Origin of the sequence: Arthrobacter sp. AL12, assembly GCF_029960645.1 — a bacterium.
Taxonomy (GTDB): domain Bacteria; phylum Actinomycetota; class Actinomycetes; order Actinomycetales; family Micrococcaceae; genus Arthrobacter.
On sequence record NZ_JASBQY010000009.1, the window covers coordinates 13,518 to 30,460 of the forward strand.

General features: G+C 66.0%; 17 protein-coding genes. 4 read left to right on the plus strand and 13 right to left on the minus strand.

Annotated elements, in window-relative coordinates; translation table 11 throughout:
- Positions 1 to 5: 5 nt before the first annotated feature.
- From QK291_RS11320 to QK291_RS11370, 11 genes are all read right to left on the minus strand, one after another.
- The gene (locus tag QK291_RS11320; RefSeq protein WP_282381809.1) at positions 6 to 1,391 is read right to left on the minus strand and encodes an MFS transporter; all 1,386 of its coding nucleotides are present in this window, start codon (positions 1,389 to 1,391) and stop codon (positions 6 to 8) included.
- Positions 1,392 to 1,453: 62 nt separating this feature from the next.
- Positions 1,454 to 1,579, minus strand: a complete 126-nt coding sequence (locus tag QK291_RS11325) for a hypothetical protein (protein ID WP_282381810.1) — start codon at positions 1,577 to 1,579, stop codon at positions 1,454 to 1,456.
- 12 nt (positions 1,580 to 1,591) lie between these two features.
- Positions 1,592 to 2,359, minus strand: a complete 768-nt coding sequence (locus QK291_RS11330) for an SDR family oxidoreductase (protein WP_282381813.1) — start codon at positions 2,357 to 2,359, stop codon at positions 1,592 to 1,594.
- Positions 2,360 to 2,393: 34 nt separating this feature from the next.
- Entirely contained in the window at positions 2,394 to 3,380 is a 987-nt protein-coding gene (locus QK291_RS11335) for a 3-hydroxyacyl-CoA dehydrogenase family protein (protein WP_282381815.1), read from the minus strand.
- A 2-nt stretch (positions 3,381 to 3,382) separates the two neighbouring features.
- Positions 3,383 to 3,865: a ribose-5-phosphate isomerase gene (locus tag QK291_RS11340; RefSeq protein ID WP_282381817.1), complete on the minus strand. Its 483-nt coding sequence runs from the start codon at positions 3,863 to 3,865 to the stop codon at positions 3,383 to 3,385.
- Positions 3,862 to 5,634 carry a dihydroxyacetone kinase subunit DhaL gene (gene dhaL / locus QK291_RS11345; RefSeq protein ID WP_282381820.1) on the minus strand — a complete coding sequence of 591 codons (1,773 nt, stop codon included), beginning with the start codon at positions 5,632 to 5,634 and terminating at the stop codon, positions 3,862 to 3,864. The genes QK291_RS11340 and dhaL overlap by 4 nt, the downstream gene beginning before the upstream one ends.
- Positions 5,635 to 5,752: 118 nt before the next feature.
- Entirely contained in the window at positions 5,753 to 6,757 is a 1,005-nt protein-coding gene (locus QK291_RS11350; RefSeq protein ID WP_282381822.1) for a sugar phosphate isomerase/epimerase family protein, read from the minus strand.
- A gap of 224 nt (positions 6,758 to 6,981) precedes the next feature.
- Positions 6,982 to 7,692 (minus strand): GntR family transcriptional regulator, encoded by a 711-nt coding sequence (locus QK291_RS11355; RefSeq protein ID WP_282381825.1) that lies wholly within the window; start codon positions 7,690 to 7,692, stop codon positions 6,982 to 6,984.
- 265 nt (positions 7,693 to 7,957) lie between these two features.
- Positions 7,958 to 9,031: an alkene reductase gene (locus tag QK291_RS11360; protein WP_282381827.1), complete on the minus strand. Its 1,074-nt coding sequence runs from the start codon at positions 9,029 to 9,031 to the stop codon at positions 7,958 to 7,960.
- Positions 9,032 to 9,110: 79 nt separating this feature from the next.
- Positions 9,111 to 10,169, minus strand: coding sequence for a 2,3-butanediol dehydrogenase (locus QK291_RS11365; protein WP_282381829.1), 1,059 nt, complete (start codon positions 10,167 to 10,169; stop codon positions 9,111 to 9,113).
- Between the two features lie 133 nt (positions 10,170 to 10,302).
- A complete protein-coding gene (locus tag QK291_RS11370; RefSeq protein WP_282381832.1) occupies positions 10,303 to 12,093 on the minus strand; it encodes an NAD(P)/FAD-dependent oxidoreductase in 1,791 nt (596 codons plus the stop codon).
- A gap of 203 nt (positions 12,094 to 12,296) precedes the next feature.
- On the opposite strand from QK291_RS11370, the gene QK291_RS11375 reads away from it, so the two are divergent.
- Complete coding sequence (locus QK291_RS11375) at positions 12,297 to 13,634, plus strand: GAF domain-containing protein (protein ID WP_282381837.1); 1,338 nt, start codon at positions 12,297 to 12,299, stop codon at positions 13,632 to 13,634.
- Positions 13,635 to 13,677: 43 nt separating this feature from the next.
- Here QK291_RS11375 and QK291_RS11380 read toward each other — a convergent pair whose 3' ends face one another.
- Together QK291_RS11380 and QK291_RS11385 are read right to left on the minus strand one after the other, a co-directional pair.
- Positions 13,678 to 14,079, minus strand: coding sequence for a hypothetical protein (locus QK291_RS11380; protein ID WP_282381840.1), 402 nt, complete (start codon positions 14,077 to 14,079; stop codon positions 13,678 to 13,680).
- A 518-nt stretch (positions 14,080 to 14,597) separates the two neighbouring features.
- Entirely contained in the window at positions 14,598 to 15,254 is a 657-nt protein-coding gene (locus QK291_RS11385) for a DUF6318 family protein (protein ID WP_282381842.1), read from the minus strand.
- Between the two features lie 220 nt (positions 15,255 to 15,474).
- Here QK291_RS11385 and QK291_RS11390 point away from each other — a divergent pair, with 220 nt between their 5' ends.
- From QK291_RS11390 to QK291_RS11400, 3 genes are all read left to right on the plus strand, one after another.
- Positions 15,475 to 15,909 (plus strand): pyridoxamine 5'-phosphate oxidase family protein, encoded by a 435-nt coding sequence (locus tag QK291_RS11390; protein WP_282381844.1) that lies wholly within the window; start codon positions 15,475 to 15,477, stop codon positions 15,907 to 15,909.
- Between the two features lie 99 nt (positions 15,910 to 16,008).
- Complete coding sequence (locus QK291_RS11395; RefSeq protein WP_282381846.1) at positions 16,009 to 16,440, plus strand: very short patch repair endonuclease; 432 nt, start codon at positions 16,009 to 16,011, stop codon at positions 16,438 to 16,440.
- Positions 16,441 to 16,627: 187 nt separating this feature from the next.
- Complete coding sequence (locus QK291_RS11400; RefSeq protein WP_282381849.1) at positions 16,628 to 16,942, plus strand: hypothetical protein; 315 nt, start codon at positions 16,628 to 16,630, stop codon at positions 16,940 to 16,942.
- Position 16,943: the final 1 nt, after the last annotated feature.

Here is a 16,943-nt window from a genome sequence, read left to right on the forward strand (position 1 = left end):
GCTTCCTACTTGGATCCGGGTGCGCCGGTCTGGACGGAGGGCTGCTGTTCCAGAAGCTCGTCCGCCTTGTTCTTGAACCGCTTGGTGGCGAACATCATCGCCGCGGCCAGGAAGGGCAGAACACCCAGCGCGTACACACCCATGGTCCCCGTGTCGGAGGCCGTCATCTGGTTGACCGAGGTCCGCAGGATCGGGGCGACAAAGCCGCCGAGGTTACCCAAGGAGTTGATCAGGCCAATGCCTGCGGCGGCGGCCGTTCCGGTGAGGAACGCCGTCGGGAAGGACCAGGCGATGGGGCCGATGGACAGGAAGCTGCAGACGGCCAGGGTGATGAAGATGATGCCCAGTGCCGGAATGTGGTTCGCGCCGGCCCATGCGGAGCCGAAGATGCACAACCCGGTGGAGATGAACAGCCCGGTGCCCCAGTTGCGGCGGCGGGCCACGGTGTTGGCTGCCTTGCCGATGAAGTAGCAGGCGAAGATGCCGAAGAACCACGGGATCGCGGCCATCAGACCGACGGCGAGGCCGACCTTTTGGCCGGTCAGCTGGGCCACCTGCTGCGGCAGGTAGAACGTCACACCGTAAACGGCAATCTGCAGGCAGAAGTAGATGACGGTGAAGTACCAGACCTTGCCGTTCTTCATCGCCGCGAGCACGCCGCGCGGGCCGGTTTCTTCCTTGACGGTGTCCTCCAGCGCCATGACCTCCAGGAGCGCGTTCTTCTCGTCCTTGTTCAGGAACTTGGCGTCCTGCGGGCTGTTGATGAGGAAGAAGAACGCAGCGATACCGGCGACAACCGCCAGCATGCCTTCAACGAAGAACATGACCTGCCAGCCCTGGACACCGGGGACCTGGTCGCCGATGTTGATGAGCCAGCCGGAGAGAGGTGCGCCCATCATCTGCGAGAAGGGCTGCGCCAGGTAGAAGATGGCGAACATTTTGACGCGGACCTTGTTGGGGAACCACGCGGCGAGGAACATAATGACGCCCGGGAACAGGCCGGCCTCGGTGACGCCGAGCAGGAACCGCAGGATGATGAACGAGGTCTCGCCCTGGACGAACGCAAAGCAGGCGGAGACGATGCCCCAAGTGATGGCGATCCGGGCGAGCCAGACCTTGGCGCCGAACTTCGTCAGCAACAGGTTGCTGGGGATTTCGAAGAGCGCGTAGCCGATGAAGAAGATTCCGGCACCCAAGGCGTAGGCGCCGGCGGTGATGCCCTTGTCCACGCCCAGGGCGGCTTCGGCGAAGCCCACGTTGGTGCGGTCCAGGAACGCGACCACGTAGAGGATGACCAGCATGGGCATAAGCCGGCGGGATGCCTTGGAGATCGCCGATTTCAGTACCGGCGTTTCCAGAAGGTCCCTGGTGGACGTTGTTACTACGGACATCAAAACTCCTCGTTGAGTAAGTCAGGTGAGCGAATCAGGGGTTGTGCAGGAGCGGAAATCTTCTAGCGTGAGAGAGCGATGATCATGATTCCGGCCAGGCAGGCGAGGATTCCGACGGCGAGGTAAAGCTTCCGTCCCTTGCTCCAGGACGCGAACCCTGAGGTCGGGGTGTTGTTGTGTTGTGCCACAATGCTTCTTCCCTAGTGCATGTAAAGTCCGCCATCGACATTCAGCGTCTGGCCGGAGATGTAGCCGGCGTCCTCGCTGATGAGGAAGGCGATGGCGGCCGCGATGTCCCGGGTGGAGCCCACCCGGTTCACCACGAGGTCTTTGGTGAGTTCGTCCTTGCGCTCCTGGCTCAGCGTGCCGCCCATGATGTCGGTGTCGATGGGGCCCGGAGAGATGGCGTTGACCGTGATGTCGTACTCGCCGAGTTCGCGGGCGGTGGAGCGGGTCAGCCCGATCACACCGGCCTTGGCCACCGAGTACGGGGTCTTGGAGAAGGTGCCGCCGCCGCGTTGGGCGGAGACGGAGGAGATGTTGACGATGCGGCCGATCCGGTTTTTGACCATGGACTCGGCGACCCGGCGGGTGGCGTAGTGGACGCCATTGAGGTTGATGCTGAGTACCCGGTCCCATTCGGCCGCGTCGAGTTCCAGGTACGGGACCGGGGAGCTGACGCCGGCCACGTTGGCCAGGGCGACGATCTGCGGCAGTTCGGCCTCGATCGCGTCGATGGCGGCGCGGACTGATGCCTCGTCGCCGACATTGGCGCCGGCGCCGAACGCCTGGACCCCGTGTTCCGCGGCCAGTTCCTTGGCCGCCGCCTTGCACCGGGCGTCGTCGAGATCGATGATGCCGATGTTCCAGCCCTGGGCCGCCAGGTAGTTGGCGGTCGCCCGGCCGATGCCGCGCTCGGAGACGGCGCCGGTGATGATGGCGGTGCGTTCAGCGGGGAAAGTGCTCATGGGAGTGCTCCTAAAAGTGTGAAAGTGGAGGGGCTCAGTTGATGGGGGCGGGGCCAAGCTCATCGATGAGCTTCTGCATGGCCACGTACGCCTTGTTCCGGTAGGCGATGAGTTCCGGGGTGCGCTCGGCGGGGACGTTGAGGAAACCGGCACCGGTCTTGGTGCCCAGCTTGCCGGCGTCGACGAGGTCGCTGAGGACCTTCGGCGTCGCAAAGCGCTCCGGGAATTCCGTCTGCAGCGACTTGTAGCAGAAGTTGTAGACGTCCAGCCCTGCCATATCGGCGATGGCGAACGGTCCAAAGAACGGCAGCCGGAAGCCGAAGGTGGTGCGGACCAGGGTGTCGATGTCCTCCGCCGTCGCGATCTCCTGCTCCACCAGCTGGGCGGCCTCGTGGAACAGGGCGTACTGGAGGCGGTTGAGTACGAACCCGGTGACGTCCTTGACGACGGCGGTCTGCTTGCCGGCGGCGTGGACCAGGTCACGGACAGCGCCGATGGTGGCCGCCGAGGTGCCGGCGTGAGGGATGATTTCCACGCCGGGGATGAACGGCGAGGGGTTGGAGAAGTGCACGCCCAGGAACCGGCCCGGGTTGGCGACGGGCTCGGACAGCTCCGCGATGGAGATCGTGGAGGTGTTGGACCCGATGATGGCGTCCGGGCGGGCGGCGGCGCTGATGCGCGCTAGCGTCTGGTGCTTGATGGCGATGACTTCGGGGACGGCTTCCTCGATGAAGTCGGCGTCGGCCACGGCTTCCTCGATGTCCTTGGCGGCCCAGAGATTCGCCTTCAGAATGGCGGTGGAGCCTTCCGGGAAGAGGCCGGCGGCGACGAACTCGTCGGATTCGGCCAGCAGCCGCCCGTAGTTCTTCTGTGCCACTTCGGCGGACACGTCGGCCAGGGCCACCCGGGCACCGCCGAGCGCCAGGACCTGCGCGATCCCGCCGCCCATGTAGCCGGAGCCGACGACGGCGATCTTGCGGGCGGCGTTAATGGCCGCAGCGGTGGTGGTTGATTCGGTCATGATCAGACTGCCTTCGTGTAGACGGGCTCATAGGAGCAGATGGCGTCCACCTTGGCGGCGGAGGAAGAGGTTTCGTCGAAGTGGTGGCCCAGCCATTGGGTGACGAGGTTTTTGGCGAGTTCCAGGCCGATGACACGCTGCCCGAGCGTGAGCACCTGGGCGTTGTTGCTGAGCACGGAGCGTTCCACCGAGTAGCTGTCGTGCGCGGTGACGGCACGGATGCCGGGGACCTTGTTGGCCGCGATGGCCACGCCCAGGCCCGTGCCGCAGATCAGCAGGGCCCGGTCGGCTTCGCCCTCGGCCACTTTGCGTGCGGCTTCGACGGCGACGTGGGGGTAGGCGGTGGAATCGTTGGCGCCGACTCCGATGTCCTGCACGGATGCGACGCGCGGATCGGCCTCCAGCAGTGCCTTGAGTGCGTTCTTGTACTCGACGCCGGCCTCGTCGTTGCCGACGACGATGCGCCAGCCTGTTGTTGTGCTCATGCTCGTGCTCCTTGTTCCGACGGCTCCGAGTTAGCGGGCCGGGTTACTGTGTCTGAAGTTTCGGTGTGGGTGGATATCCGGGTGGCGATGAGCGCGAAGGACACCGCGCCGGGGTCGGGGTGGCCGAGGCTCTTTTCCGCGAGCGGCCGGGCGCGGCCTTTGAGCGGACGCAACCCGGACGTCCCGTCCGCGGCGGCCGTGGCGGCTTCCGCTGCTGCGGCGAGCGAGGCAGCCACTGAGGTGCCTGCGTCGACGGCAGCGAGGAAGGAGTCCCTGAACGGCACGAGGGCGTCGACCATGGTCTTGTCGCCCAATTCGGCCTTGCCGAGTTCGGTGATGGCGTCGACGAAGGCGCTGACTGTGGCGCCCGCGTCCCCGCCGCTGTAGCTCTCCCGGTTTCCCAGGGCCAGTCCTGCAGCGATGATCGCGGAACCCCAGAGCGCGCCGGAGGTACCGCCGGCGCGTTCGCTCCAGGCCTCCCCCGCGGTCGTCAGGACGTGCGCCGGCGAGGCGCCGCCGTCGGCCGCGGCCGCCTTCTCAGCGGCGGTGACCGCTGCGTCCACGCCGCGGCGCATCCCGATGCCGTGGTCGCCGTCGCCGGCGATGGCGTCCAGCTGGCCCAGTTCCTCTTCGTGCTCGACGACGACGTCCCGCACCTGGCGGAGCACTGCGACGGCCTGCCGGCCGAGCTCTGCCGCGGCCGGGGTGGGGCGTTCGACGGCGGACGCCACTTCCGCGCCCGCGGCGGCCAGTTGGCGCGCACGCCGCGGCGCGAGGTTGCCCTTGCGGAACGCCGGGGTGTCGGCCGGGGCCGCCCAGTACTGCTCCAGTTCGTCGTCGAGCCAGAGCAGGGTCAGGGAGAGTCCGGACATGTCCAGGCTGGTGACGAGCTCGCCGCATTCGGGTTCCACCACGGTGAGTCCGGCCCCAAGGAGGAGCATTTCGATTTTTCCGAAGAGCAGGAACAGTTCGTCGTATTTGACGGTGCCGAGGCCGTTGACGATCGCGACGACGCGGTCACCTGCGTCGTGGGGTTTATCGGCGAGGAGTTTCGTGACGAGCAGGTCGGCGAGTTCCGAGGCGGTGGGCATCGGGTGCTCGGAGATTCCGGGTTCGCCGTGGATGCCCAGGCCCAGGGACATCTGTCCTGCGGGGACGGAAAACAGCGGGCCGTCGGCTCCCGGCAGGGTGCAGCCGTCGAAGGCCACGCCGAGTGAGCGGGTGCGGTAGTTCGTCCGGATGGCCAGCTGTTCGACGTCGTCCAGGTTCAGTCCGGCTTCGGCGGCGGCGCCGGCGATCTTGAAGACGGTCAGGTCGCCGGCGATTCCGCGGCGCTTCTCGATCTGGTCCAGAGGGGCGCTGGCGATGTCATCCGTGACAAGGACGGTGCGGGTCTGGATGCCTTCGGCGTTGAGGCGGAGCTGGGCCTGGCCGAAGTGCAGGACGTCCCCGGCGTAGTTGCCGTAGCTCAGCAGCACGCCTCCGCCGGCATTGGCGGCCTTCGCCACGCGGTAGACCTGGCCGGCTGCGGGGGATGCGAACATGTTGCCGCAGGCCGAGGCCGCGGCCAGGCCGGGTCCCACGAGACCGGCGAAGGCCGGATAGTGGCCGGAGCCGCCGCCGACGACGAGGGCGACCTGCCCGGCCGGTATCTCGGTGGAGCGGACGACGCCGCCGTCCACGCGGGCAACGTACCCGCGGTTGGCCGCCACAAAGCCGTCCAACGCTTCATCCGCAAAGTCAGCGGGGTTGTCGAAGATCTGGGTCATGGTTTCCTCATTGAATCCGTGTTGGAGAAGATTGAATCCGTGGTGGAGCAGTAAATACGGGGAATCCCCCGGTGGTGCGGCCGCCCCCCAAACGGCTTGACGGCCGCACTAACCCGGTTCAGACGCCGGCGAGTGCCGTGGCTGCGGGCAGCTGCCGGCCCTGTGCCACCAGGCTCTGGCCCAGGGCGTAGCCGTCGGTCTTCGGCAGGACCTGGCGGCGGAGGTAGTCCTGGTTGCTGGCCGTAACGCTGAGGCCATCGCCGCCGTAGTGCTCGGTGCAGAGGATGCCCTGAAAGCCAACGGAGAGCGCCGTTTTGAACGCCTCGCGGTAGTTGATCAGGCCGCTTTCCATCGGTGCGGGCATGGCGACGTAGCTGTCACGGGCCACATCCTCATCGCGGATGTAGTTCTTCATGTGCCAGTAGTTGGAGTACGGGAGGATCTTGGCGACCATCTCGCGCCAGTCCTCGATCGGGCGGTGCACCCGGATCAAGTTGCCGATGTCAGGGTTGATGCCGACGTTGGCCAGCCCGATGTCCTGGACCAGCTGCACGGACTGGTCGGCGGTGCCGAGGTAGGTGTCCTCGTACATTTCGAGCGAGAGCAGCACGCCGACCTCGGCCGCGTGCCGGCCAAGCTCCCGCAGGCGTGTCACGGCCTTGTCCCAGGTTTCCTTGTCCCCCACCGGGTCCTTGTAGCCCTCGACGGTCCAGAACCAGAGCTGCTTCTGCTGCTCCGCGGTGATGGCCTGGTGCAGCCCGAAGGAGACAACCTCGCAGCCGAGCTCCGCGGCGGCGTCGATCGTGCGGTGGCTGTAGGCCAGGTTCGCTTCCCAGTTGCCTTCCTCGATGACGCTACGGCGGATGGCGGAGATGACGGGGATGCCGATGCCCACGGTTGCGGCGGTCTGCTTGAATTCGGCGAGGCGGGCGGGGCTGAGGTCACCGGGGCGGACCCAGCTGTCGGTGAGGTCCGCGTTGGTGAAGCCCGCGTCCTTGACCTCGGTGAGGACTTCGGCCCACGCGGAGGCCTCGGCGTCGTTGACGTGGTTACCTTGCGCGTCGGTTCCCGGGAACTGCAGCAGCGCTGCCGTGATGGGCCAGTTTTCGGCTGTGTAAGCCATGGGTTCACTCCTTCGTGGAATCCTGTTTCCTATAGGATTTACTATCCAAAGGATGTTGTCAAGATCACATCCGGGTTTCTGGCAACAATCAAAGATCCTATAGGGCAGTCTCCGGGAGGGGAAGGCCCCGCGAACACCCAGGGTTGGCGCGCTGGTCGGACGGCGGATAATCCCCCGGAGTCAGCCCGAATAGAGCTCGGATTGAGCTCAGCCTGGGGCGGGGATCAGCCGGCCGGGGCGTCGGCGATGGCGCGGCCACGCACCTTTTGCACGTGGTCCGCCATCGCATGGGCGGCTTTCTCCGGGTCACCGGAAGCGAAGGCGTCCAGGACTGCCTGGTGCTCGGCAATGGCATTTTCAGCGTCGGTGATGCCGACTCCCCCGAAGAGGCGGAAACGCTGAACCTGCCCGCCGAGGGCCGCATAGGCGGCGACCATGAACTGGTTGCCGGTAAGTTCCGCGATCAGCCGGTGGAACCTCTCGTCCGCTTCCAGATAGTCGCGATACTCGGCGAACGACGGACCTCGCGGCGCGGTTTTGAGGTCAGCGACCGCCTGCCCCAGTTCAGCGAGCCGCCCTGGCGTCAAGCGGCCGCAGGCGAGGCGGGCGTTGACGGGCTCAATCGCCAGGCGTGCCTCCATGAGCTCAGCGAAGTCTTCCCTGGTGAACATGGGTGCAACCCGGTAGCCCTTCAGCGCCACCCGCCGCACCATGCCGGTGTGCTCCAACCGTGCCAGCGCTTCCCGCACCGGCGTCGGTGACACATCGAGCTCCCTGGCGGTGCCGTCGATGCTCACCGCGGCCCCGGGCTCAAGCCGCCCGTCCATGAGCGATGCCAGGAGCTCTTCATAAACGTGATCAGCCAGGACCTGGCGGCTGACGGGACGGCCGGCGGGGCGGGCCTCAGGCCGGCTCCCGGGCGAAGCTGGTTGCATGATCAAATCCTATAGGACTGGCCGAATCCTGAAGTCCTCCAGTCGCTCACACGGGGCATGCCCATTCTTCACCCCCTCGCCCGTGGGACATGCCCATCCTTCACGCCCTCGCCCGCGGGACATGCCCATCCTTAAAGGCGAACAGTGGGCAGAATGGCATTCTGCCCACTGTTGGTGGCGGCGGGGGGACATGTCCCGTGGGCACGGTGGCGGCGGGGGGACATGTCCCGTGGTGGTGGTGGCGGTGCCGTGCCGCCGGACGGTGCTAGTTCTGGTAAGCCGGGTAGTCGGTATAGCCCTCGGCACCGTCGCTGTAGAAGGTGGACGGGTCCGGCTCGTTGACCGGGAGTCCTTCACGCCAGCGGCGGACCAAGTCCGGGTTCGCGATGGCCGGGCGTCCGACGACGACGGCGTCAGCATGGCCGTCGGCGACCAACGCCTTTGCTTCCTCGCGGGTGGTGATGACGCCGAAGCCCGAGTTCAGCAGGAAGGTTCCGCCAAAACGGGTGCGCAGATCCTGCACCAGCTCACTGGTGGTGGGGTCCTTGTGCAGCACGCTCAGGTAGGCGAGCTTCAGGGGCGCCAGGGCATCGACCAGAACCTTGTAGGTCTCGGTGACATCGGCCGCGTCCAGTTCGGTGGCACCCTGGACATTGTGCTCGGGTGAGATGCGGATTCCGACCCGGTCCGCGCCAACCGCGTCCACCACGGCCCGGGCCACTTCAATGACGAAGCGCGCGCGGTTCGCGGGCGAGCCGCCGTAGACGTCGTCGCGCTGGTTGGCGGACGGCGCCAGGAATTCGTGCAGCAGGTACCCGTTCGCAGAGTGCAGCTCGACGCCGTCGAACCCGGCCGCAATCGCGTTGCGGGACCCCGTGACGAACTCCTGGACGATGCCCGGCAGTTCTTCGGCGGTCAGGGCGTGCGGGACGGGGAACGGCTTTTTCCCCTCGTAGGTGCGGGTCTCGCCGTCGATCGCGATGGCGCTGGGCGCGACCACCTGGTGGCCACCGTTGGTGTCCTCGTGCGTGACGCGTCCGGCGTGCATGACCTGGGCGAAGATTCGGCCGCCCTCGGCGTGCACGGCAGCGGTGACCTCGGCCCAGCCCTTGAGCTGTTCCTCGGTGACCAGGCCCGGCTGGCCCGGGAATCCCCGGCCGGCCGGGCTTGGATAGGTGCCCTCACTGACGATCAGGCCGAGGGATGCCCGCTGCCGGTAGTGCTCGACAACCAGCGGGCCGGGAATGCCCTCCTTGCCGGAGCGGACGCGGGTCAGCGGCGCCATCACAAGTCGGTTGGGCAGTTCCAGCTCGCCGAGAGTCATCGGGGAAAACAGCATGCGCAGTTCCTTTCACCAGGGATTGGGTTCACTGGCCACAACTGCGTAGCGTCTGCAACTATTCCGGGTGAGACCCGGATCACTTCGGGTGGACGATGATCTTGACCGCGGTGTCGTTGTGGTGGATCAGGGTGTCGAAGCCCTTGTCCACGAGATCATCCAGGGCGATCCGACCCGTAATGAACGGTTTCAGGTCAACCTTGCCCTCCTGGACGAGCTTGATCGCGGCCGCGTGATCGCCGCAGTAGGCGATGGTGCCGCGCAGGTCGATTTCCTTCAGGACGACCTTCTGCATGTCCACGGTGGCCGGGCGCCCCCAGATCGAGACGTTGACGACGACGCCGGCCGGCTTCACAACATCGAGCATGGTGTCCAGCACGGCATTCACGCCGGCACATTCAAAGGCCGCGTCGGCCCCCGCGCCGGCCGTCAGTTCCAGCACCCGCGCCTTGACGTCATCAGTGCTCGGGTCCAGCACATGGTCCGCGACGCCCGAGGACACCGCTTTTTCCTTCCTGGCCGCCGACAGCTCGGTGACGATTGTGGTGACGCCCAGGCCCTTGAGGACCGCCGCGGTCAGCAGGCCAATCGGGCCCGCACCGCCGACGACGGCGACGTCCCCGGCTTTGACGTCGCCCCTGCCGACGGCGTGGTAGGCCACCGCGAGGGGTTCGATGAGGGCGGCTTCGTCCAGCGGGATGTCGCCGACGGGGTGGACCCACCGGGTGTCGACGACGACCTTCTCACTCAGGCCCCCGCCGCCGCCCGCCAGGCCGATGAAGCCGAGTTTGGTGCACAGGTTGTAGTGGCCGCTGAGGCACGGGCCGCATTCGTTGCAGACGATATAGGGTTCCACCACCACGCTGTCCCCCACGGCGAGCCCGGTCACGCCCTCCCCCAGTTCCTCGACCGTGCCGGAGAATTCGTGTCCCAGGGTGACCGGTGCTTCCTCGTGGGAAACCGGGTGGGGGTGGCCGGGCGGCGGGGTGAAGATCGGCCCTTCCAGGAATTCATGGAGGTCAGTGCCGCAGATCCCGCACCAGGCGACGGCGATCTTCACTGCTCCGGGGCGCAGTTCCGGTTCCGGAATGTCTTCGATCCGGAGGACCTCACGGGCATGGAATCGTGCTGCTTTCATGGGTTGTTCCTTCGCATTACGGGCCGTGGATGCGCCCGGTCGGGCGCATCCACGGCATGTCGTTGGATTCTCACAAGGAGACCGTCACCCCCAGTGTGGTTCCCGGGGCTGTGATTGTCACGGCCCGTCCGGGTCAGCGCGTGTGGTGCGTGGGCTGACGCTCGAAAACCGGCGTCGGCAGCCCCTCCATCCTGGCCTTGAGCTGCAGCGCCAGATAGTTGGAATAGTGGCGGCTTTGGTGCAGATTGCCGCCATGGATCCACAGGTTGTCCACGTTGGTGGGTTTCCACATGTTGCGCAGTTCGCCTTCCCACGGCCCCGGATCCTTGGGAGTGTCGGAGCCGAAGCCCCAGCACTTCCCGACGGCGTCGGCGACCTCGGGTGAGACCAGATCGGCCAGCCACCCGTTCATGGACCCGTAGCCGGTGGCGTAGATGATGGCGTCCGCCTCCAGCTCCGCACCGCCGGCCATCACGACGGCGTTCCCGGTGATCTTGCCGACCTCGCCGTTGGCGAGCTTGACCCGGCCGTCGATGATCAGCTGCGAGGCGCCGACGTCAATGTAGTAGCCCGAGCCGCGCCGCAGGTACTTGAGGAACAGGCCGGAGCCGTCCACGCCGAAGTCCAGGTCAAAGCCGACGGCCTCCAGCTGGGAGTAGAACTCGGCGTCCCGCTCGGCCATCTCCGCATAGACCGGAATCTGCGCTTCGGGCAGGATCCGGTACGGCAGCGAGGCGAACAGCAGATCGGCCTTCTCCGTGGTGACGCCGTTGGCGAGCGCCTGCTCGGAGTACAGGCCGCCGAGGGCCAGGTCCATGAGGGATTCGCTGCGGGCGATGTGGGTCGAGGACCGCTGGACCATGGTGACGTCCGCGCCGTGCTCCCAGAGATCGGCGCAGATATCGTGCGCCGAGTTGTTGGAGCCGATAACCACGGCCTTCTTACCGGTCCAGTCCCCGCCGCCCGGGTGCTTGGACGAGTGGTACTGCTCCCCCAGGAAGGAGTCGGCGCCGTCGAACGCGGGAACGCTCGGATACCCCGAGACGCCGAGGGCGAAGACGAGCTGCTGGGGGCGCAGGGTGACCGGTTCGCCGTCGCGCACTACCTCCACGACCCACTCCTGTGCGGTGTCGTCGAAGCGCGCGTTGGTGCACTCGGTCTTGGACCAGTAGTTCAGTTCCATGATCCGCGTGTAGTTTTCCAGCCAGTCGCCGATCTTGTCCTTGGCCGCGAACACCGGCCAGTCGTCCGGGAACTTGATGTAGGGCAGGTGGTCGTACCAGACCGGGTCGTGGAGGTGCAGGGACTTGTAGCGGTTCCGCCAGGAGTCGCCGGCACGCTCGTTCTTCTCGATAATGATGGTGGGCACGCCGAGCCGGCGCAGCCGTGCGCCCAGCCCGATCCCGCCCTGGCCGCCGCCGACGATGACGGTGTAGGGCTGGTCCTCGTAGCCGAGCCGGGCCTCCTGCTCTTCCTTCAGCTCCAGCCAGGACTTGCGGCCCTTGGTGATCTCGCGGGCGACGCCTTTCTCCCGGTTGGCACCCTTCTTTTCCTCGAAGCCCTTGAGCTCCTGCATGGTGGTGAGCAGGGTCCAGCATTTGCCGTTCCGGAGCCGCAGATGGGCGTAGCCGCGGGCCTGGGCGGTCTCGAAATTCACCCACGCCTCGGCGTTGGCAGCGTCGCCGGTGGCGTCCTCGGCCAGGGTCCAGTTGCTGGGCTGCGCGTCGTCCAGGGTCGCATCCAGCATCCGCCGGATCTCCTCCTTGCCCTCCAGGGTCTTGAGGTTCCAGGTGAAGGAGACGAAGTCGCGCCAGTACGAATCGTCGTCGAATAGCTCAAGCACGTCGTCGGTGTTGTGGCTGCGCAGCGCCTCATCGAACCGCGCCAGCCACGCCCCGACCACGCCATTTGGAGTCTCAGGCATGTTTCCTCTTTCCCTTGCTAACTGTGGGCCGGTCCCTATGCATGACGTTCAGTCCATGCCGTGACCCGCATCACAAGTACAGCTCGCCGGGGGTTACAATCAGGTTACACAGAGCTCTCAAGCTCCTGGCCCGCGCCTCTGCCGGCCAGGAGGGTGGCAGCTGGCCGGGCGCGACGATTCGAGGGCGAGTTGGAACAATGAGCATGCGGCACGGGAGTCGCTCCATCACGCAACTCTCGGACCTGAGGTCTTCTGCGCCGGCGGAATACGCCCGTGCCCTGCGGAAGGCGCACGAAGCAACGGTTTCCGGCACTCCGAACCCTCATTTGTCGCCGTCTCTCGTCAAGTCCTGGCAGCGTTCCCTCGCGCTGGGCATCAATCCGGACCAGCACCGTCCGATCCACCGGCATGAAGTGTCAGAGGCGCGTTCGCTCAGTGCCGGCCACCGGCTGGCGGCAGTGATGCCTGCCCTGACCCAGTTGCTGGCCGATGAGACCGCGACCGGGCGCCACCTGCTGATCGTGACCGATCATGAGGGCGAAGTGCTGTGGCGCGTCGGCAGCAAACAGGCGTTGAAACTCGCGGACTCCCTGGAGTTCGTGGAGGGGGCCGACTGGTCCGAGTCTGGGGTTGGCACCAACGCCATCAGCGAGGCCCTGGTGACGGGTGCCCCCGCGCAGCTCTTCTCGGCCGAGCACCTGGTGCGGACGCATCACGACTGGGCCTGCACGGCCTCGCCGATCCGCGACCCTTTGACGGGGGAAGTCATCGGCGTCCTGGACGTGTCCGGCCCGTTCGAATCCGTCACCCCGGACAGCCTGCGTCTGGTGCGCTGTGGTGTGCGGCTGGCAGAGGAGCTGCTGAAATCCGCCAGCCCGCCCGCGCCTGCCGGCCCCCGGAACGGGCAGGCTTCAGGGCCCGCTGCTGCGGGGCGCCCCGAGGCCGGGGTCCGGTCGCAGCTGACGCTGCGGCTGCTGGGGGACGCGCCGTCCGCTGCGCTCGACGGCGGCGCCCCTCGCCCGCTGACACTGCGCCGTGCCGAGATCCTGGCCCTGCTCGCCTCCCGGACCCAGGGCTGGAGCGCCGATGAACTGGCCTACGAGATCCACGGCGACGCGGGCACTGCTGCGGCGATCCGGACCGAGATGCACCGGATACGCAACATCCTGGGCAATGTCGTAAAACCGAACCCCTACAGGTTCTCCTCCGCCGTCACGGTGGTCACGGATGCCGCCCTCGTGGCTGGCCATTTGCGGGACGGCCGGGTCGCCGAAGCATTCGCGGCGTACCGGGCCAAATTCCTCAACCGTTCGACCAACCTCGCGGTCGGGTTCATGCGCGACGAACTCAATGACGCCGTCGGCGCCTCAATCCGGGCCAGCCGTGACGCCGGGTTGATGCTCCAGTGGTGCGCCAGCGACATGGGCTCCTGGGACGCTGCGGCGGCAGCCACGGCGGCCGTGCTGCTGGGGCCCCTGGATCCACGCTGCCAGCTGGTCAGCGCCCGGATGGAACGGCTCGACCGGGAGCTGCGGGCGTAGCTCCTGCGCCGTTGGTGCATGTGCCGGCAGCCCTAGCTCAACGCTAGGGGCCAGGAGGTACGACGCCGGGGCAGCCTTGGCCCTGCGGGTTGCGGAGGCAGTCGTCAGCGTAGTTCCGGGTGATGGAGCGCCAGACGCTCACGGTCTGCGGCGGCGAACTGAACTGCCCTTGCCCCGGGATGGGCAGCGGCGGCCCGCCATTGACCGAGTAGGTGCCCTGGAAATGCGTGGCCAGCACCACCGCGAAGTCGCCCGTCTGGGTGTAGACGTGGCTGGTGGCGGTCTTTTCGCCCCACCGGTCCTGCGGGAGGGGTCCGCCGGCCGCCGTCTGCGGCCCCAGCGAGGTCCCGTCGCCGTAACTCCAGGTGTAGCGGACGGGTCTGGCGACGATTGAGACGCTCTGGCCGAGCATGTCTACCGTGAATAGCTGCTCAGAGGTTTCCACATAGAAGTTAGTCTCGGCGCCTCTGAGGGTGTGTGGACTCGGTTGCATCACCGAATTTCCTGGGCTGACTGGAAGTTGCTGAAACTTCGTCTGAATCTGAGCGGCGATCTTACCCAATACGTCATCCGGTTTCTCGGAGTATACGCATCGGTCCGGGGCGATCCGGCTCCACAGGGGAGGCGAGAAGACTCGCAGTGATGAGAACCATCTAACCGGACGTCCATTGTCGCCTTGATCGCAGCGGACAGCTCCTGCCAAACACGCGATGTCAAAATCATTCTTAGCCTCATCCAGACACAAGTATTCGAACTTGTACACGTTGGGGTCCTCTGCGAGCTCCCCCGGGGCGTCCACCCAGACCCCCGCTCCAGCGTCGAAGCGCCAGACGCCGAGTCCAGATTTGGTCCAGGAAACATCGGAATCGTCCGCCGCAGCAGCAACCGACGTGACGACCAAGACTGCCAGTGCGCCCAACAACCCGAGGACTCGCCACCACGCGGTAATCCGGAAATTCACTTTTAGCCGCCAAGCCGGTCGACGTTTTTGACGGTCCAACTCCCGTTATCGTGTCTGGCCACAAGGATGTCGCCCAGCATGCCTGATTCCTTAACGGTCTGCGCCTCAGTCCCGTCCGAATTCTTTAGTGAACCAGATGCCTGTTGGGACTGAATCGCGACCTGAAAGTCCCCTGCACCGGTCCTCACGAACGTTGACTGGACGGCGTGCACGGTAATAGTTGACCCAACTATCCACCGCCCTTCGGCGTTCCATTTCTCGATTCCGGGGAACACCTTTACGCAGAGGGCACAAGTCTGGCTCGATATATCTTTTACTAGCGACAGGTCACCTGTCTCGTACCCATAGTTGAGCAGCGCATACCAGTACCGCGCAAACGCCTCCAGCCCTTCCTTCGTCTCCGCCTTTGCAGCTTCCGGCAGCACGGGGACTGGCACGTTCTGGGCCCTGCCCGAGGCATCGGCCGGTTTGTAGCTGGCCGTTGGTGTTGGGGTGGCCGTCTGTGCCGGCGACGCCGCCGGGCTCGAGGACTCCGGCGCGGCCGTCGCGCCGGGCGTTGCTCCCCCGCCGGTGCAGGCTGTGACGGGCAACAGGCTTAGGGCAACCGCGGCGGCGATAATGCGTCTGCGGCGGTCGAAAATTGAAGTGCGAGATGTCATGGTCAGCTACTCCCCCGATAGAAATCAAGACGCCTGAAGCCAATCAATGCCTTAAGGGTAACTGACATCACATTTGGGGCCCTGTGGTTATCCACAGGGCCCCGGACCGCCCCGAGCCGGCGCTCCGAATTGAGACGCCCGGGACCGCTCCCGGCCGACACACACCGACTTTCCCCCCTCGCCTCTGGCGTTTTTCTACACCGCCCAGAACAATGAACCCATGATGTTCGAACATGCAGCCGAAAACCCCATCCTCGTGCTCGATGACGATCAGAGCTGGAAGCTGATTGAGGGCACCAAACACGGCAGGCTCGTGGTCATCGTTGGCGGCGAACCCGATATCTTTCCGGTGAACTACGCAGTGAACGGCAGGAAGCTCTACCTCCGCACCGCACCGGGCAACAAACTCGCTGAACTGACCATCAATGCCAAGGTGCTGTTCGAAACCGACGGCATCCTCTCCGACGAGGCTTGGTCGGTTGTCTTGCGCGGTACGGCCCGGGTCCTTGACCAGTCCGCCGACATCGCGGCGGCAGAGGCCCTGGGTCTCAAACCGTGGGTGCCGACCCTGAAGGACTTCTACGTCGAGATCCAGCCCACCTCGGTCAGCGGCCGCCATTTCCAGTTTGGCGAGCACCCCGAGCGCGAGATCTAACAGCCGCTCGACGGCGGAACTCGACGCCTGAGCAGCCAGCCGCCGCCGTCGTGCATCCCGGCCACCGCCGTGCCGCGACCCGCAGCCTAGACTTAATCCATGGCGGACAAGCTGACCCCCGAGCGCCGCAGCTGGAACATGTCCCGCATCCGAGGGAAGAACACCAAGCCGGAGCTGCTGGTCCGCAAACTGCTCCATGCCAAGGGCTACCGCTACCGGCTGCACGGCACGGCCCGCGGCGGACGGCTCCCGGGCAACCCGGACCTGGTCTTCGCCGGCCGCCACAAAGTGATCTTCGTGAACGGCTGTTTCTGGCATTTCCATGACTGCCGGGTCGGGCAGCACGCGCCCAAGGCCAACGCCGAGTTCTGGGAAACCAAACGTACCCGGACCCGGACCCGCGACGCCGAGCAACGCCGTCTGCTGGAACACTCGGGCTGGGAAGTTCTCACCGTCTGGGAGTGCGAGCTCAAGGATGTTTCCGCGCTGGGGCAGCAACTGGACGACTTCCTGCAGGGAAAGACCGCTTGAGCCGGCCCGTCCGGCCCGCTGAAATCGCTCCCAGACGTCGCCCGCGGACGCCACTCTCAGCGCCAATAATAAATACTTCGAAAACGCTCCGAGACAGACTCGCCTGTCTCGGGTAGTATCCGATTCTGGGGACAAGGACTCTATCGGGTCCGCATTTACTCGTATCTATTCCACGGGAGAGCGCCAGATGCCGCACTTGTTTGGGTCCACCACGTCGCCTGCAACTCGGCCGTCAAAGTCATCCGCCGGCTCACGTCCGCCCGAGCACCGGCGGTCCCCCGCGGCCGGCTGGGCAGGCCAGGCCAACCACGTCGATCCCGATCTCGACCCCCTGCGCCGGCAGGTATCCGCGATCATTGAGACGATCCTCTCCGACACCAGGCCTGACGAGGCTCAGGTCCGCGAGAGGCTCCGCTGGCACGTCGCCAACAATCCCGGCCAGCCGGAGAAGGCGCTCCTGGGCCACCTGCTGTCCGTTTCCGTGGAACAGCCCGCCTGCTAGC

Bases quoted from the DNA above. Each gene is read 5' to 3' on its own strand.
- QK291_RS11355 (WP_282381825.1), bottom strand. From the start codon at position 7,692: ATGCAACCAGCTTCGCCCGGGAGCCGGCCTGAGGCCCGCCCCGCCGGC.
- QK291_RS11350 (WP_282381822.1), bottom strand. From the start codon at position 6,757: ATGGCTTACACAGCCGAAAACTGGCCCATCACGGCAGCGCTGCTGCAG.
- QK291_RS11365 (WP_282381829.1), bottom strand. From the start codon at position 10,169: ATGAAAGCAGCACGATTCCATGCCCGTGAGGTCCTCCGGATCGAAGAC.
- QK291_RS11330 (WP_282381813.1), bottom strand. From the start codon at position 2,359: ATGAGCACTTTCCCCGCTGAACGCACCGCCATCATCACCGGCGCCGTC.
- QK291_RS11400 (WP_282381849.1), top strand. From the start codon at position 16,628: ATGCCGCACTTGTTTGGGTCCACCACGTCGCCTGCAACTCGGCCGTCA.
- QK291_RS11370 (WP_282381832.1), bottom strand. From the start codon at position 12,093: ATGCCTGAGACTCCAAATGGCGTGGTCGGGGCGTGGCTGGCGCGGTTC.
- QK291_RS11340 (WP_282381817.1), bottom strand. From the start codon at position 3,865: ATGAGCACAACAACAGGCTGGCGCATCGTCGTCGGCAACGACGAGGCC.
- QK291_RS11385 (WP_282381842.1), bottom strand. From the start codon at position 15,254: ATGACATCTCGCACTTCAATTTTCGACCGCCGCAGACGCATTATCGCC.
- QK291_RS11390 (WP_282381844.1), top strand. From the start codon at position 15,475: ATGATGTTCGAACATGCAGCCGAAAACCCCATCCTCGTGCTCGATGAC.
- QK291_RS11395 (WP_282381846.1), top strand. From the start codon at position 16,009: ATGGCGGACAAGCTGACCCCCGAGCGCCGCAGCTGGAACATGTCCCGC.
- QK291_RS11360 (WP_282381827.1), bottom strand. From the start codon at position 9,031: ATGCTGTTTTCCCCGATGACTCTCGGCGAGCTGGAACTGCCCAACCGA.
- dhaL (WP_282381820.1), bottom strand. From the start codon at position 5,634: ATGACCCAGATCTTCGACAACCCCGCTGACTTTGCGGATGAAGCGTTG.
- QK291_RS11375 (WP_282381837.1), top strand. From the start codon at position 12,297: ATGCGGCACGGGAGTCGCTCCATCACGCAACTCTCGGACCTGAGGTCT.
- QK291_RS11335 (WP_282381815.1), bottom strand. From the start codon at position 3,380: ATGACCGAATCAACCACCACCGCTGCGGCCATTAACGCCGCCCGCAAG.
- QK291_RS11320 (WP_282381809.1), bottom strand. From the start codon at position 1,391: ATGTCCGTAGTAACAACGTCCACCAGGGACCTTCTGGAAACGCCGGTA.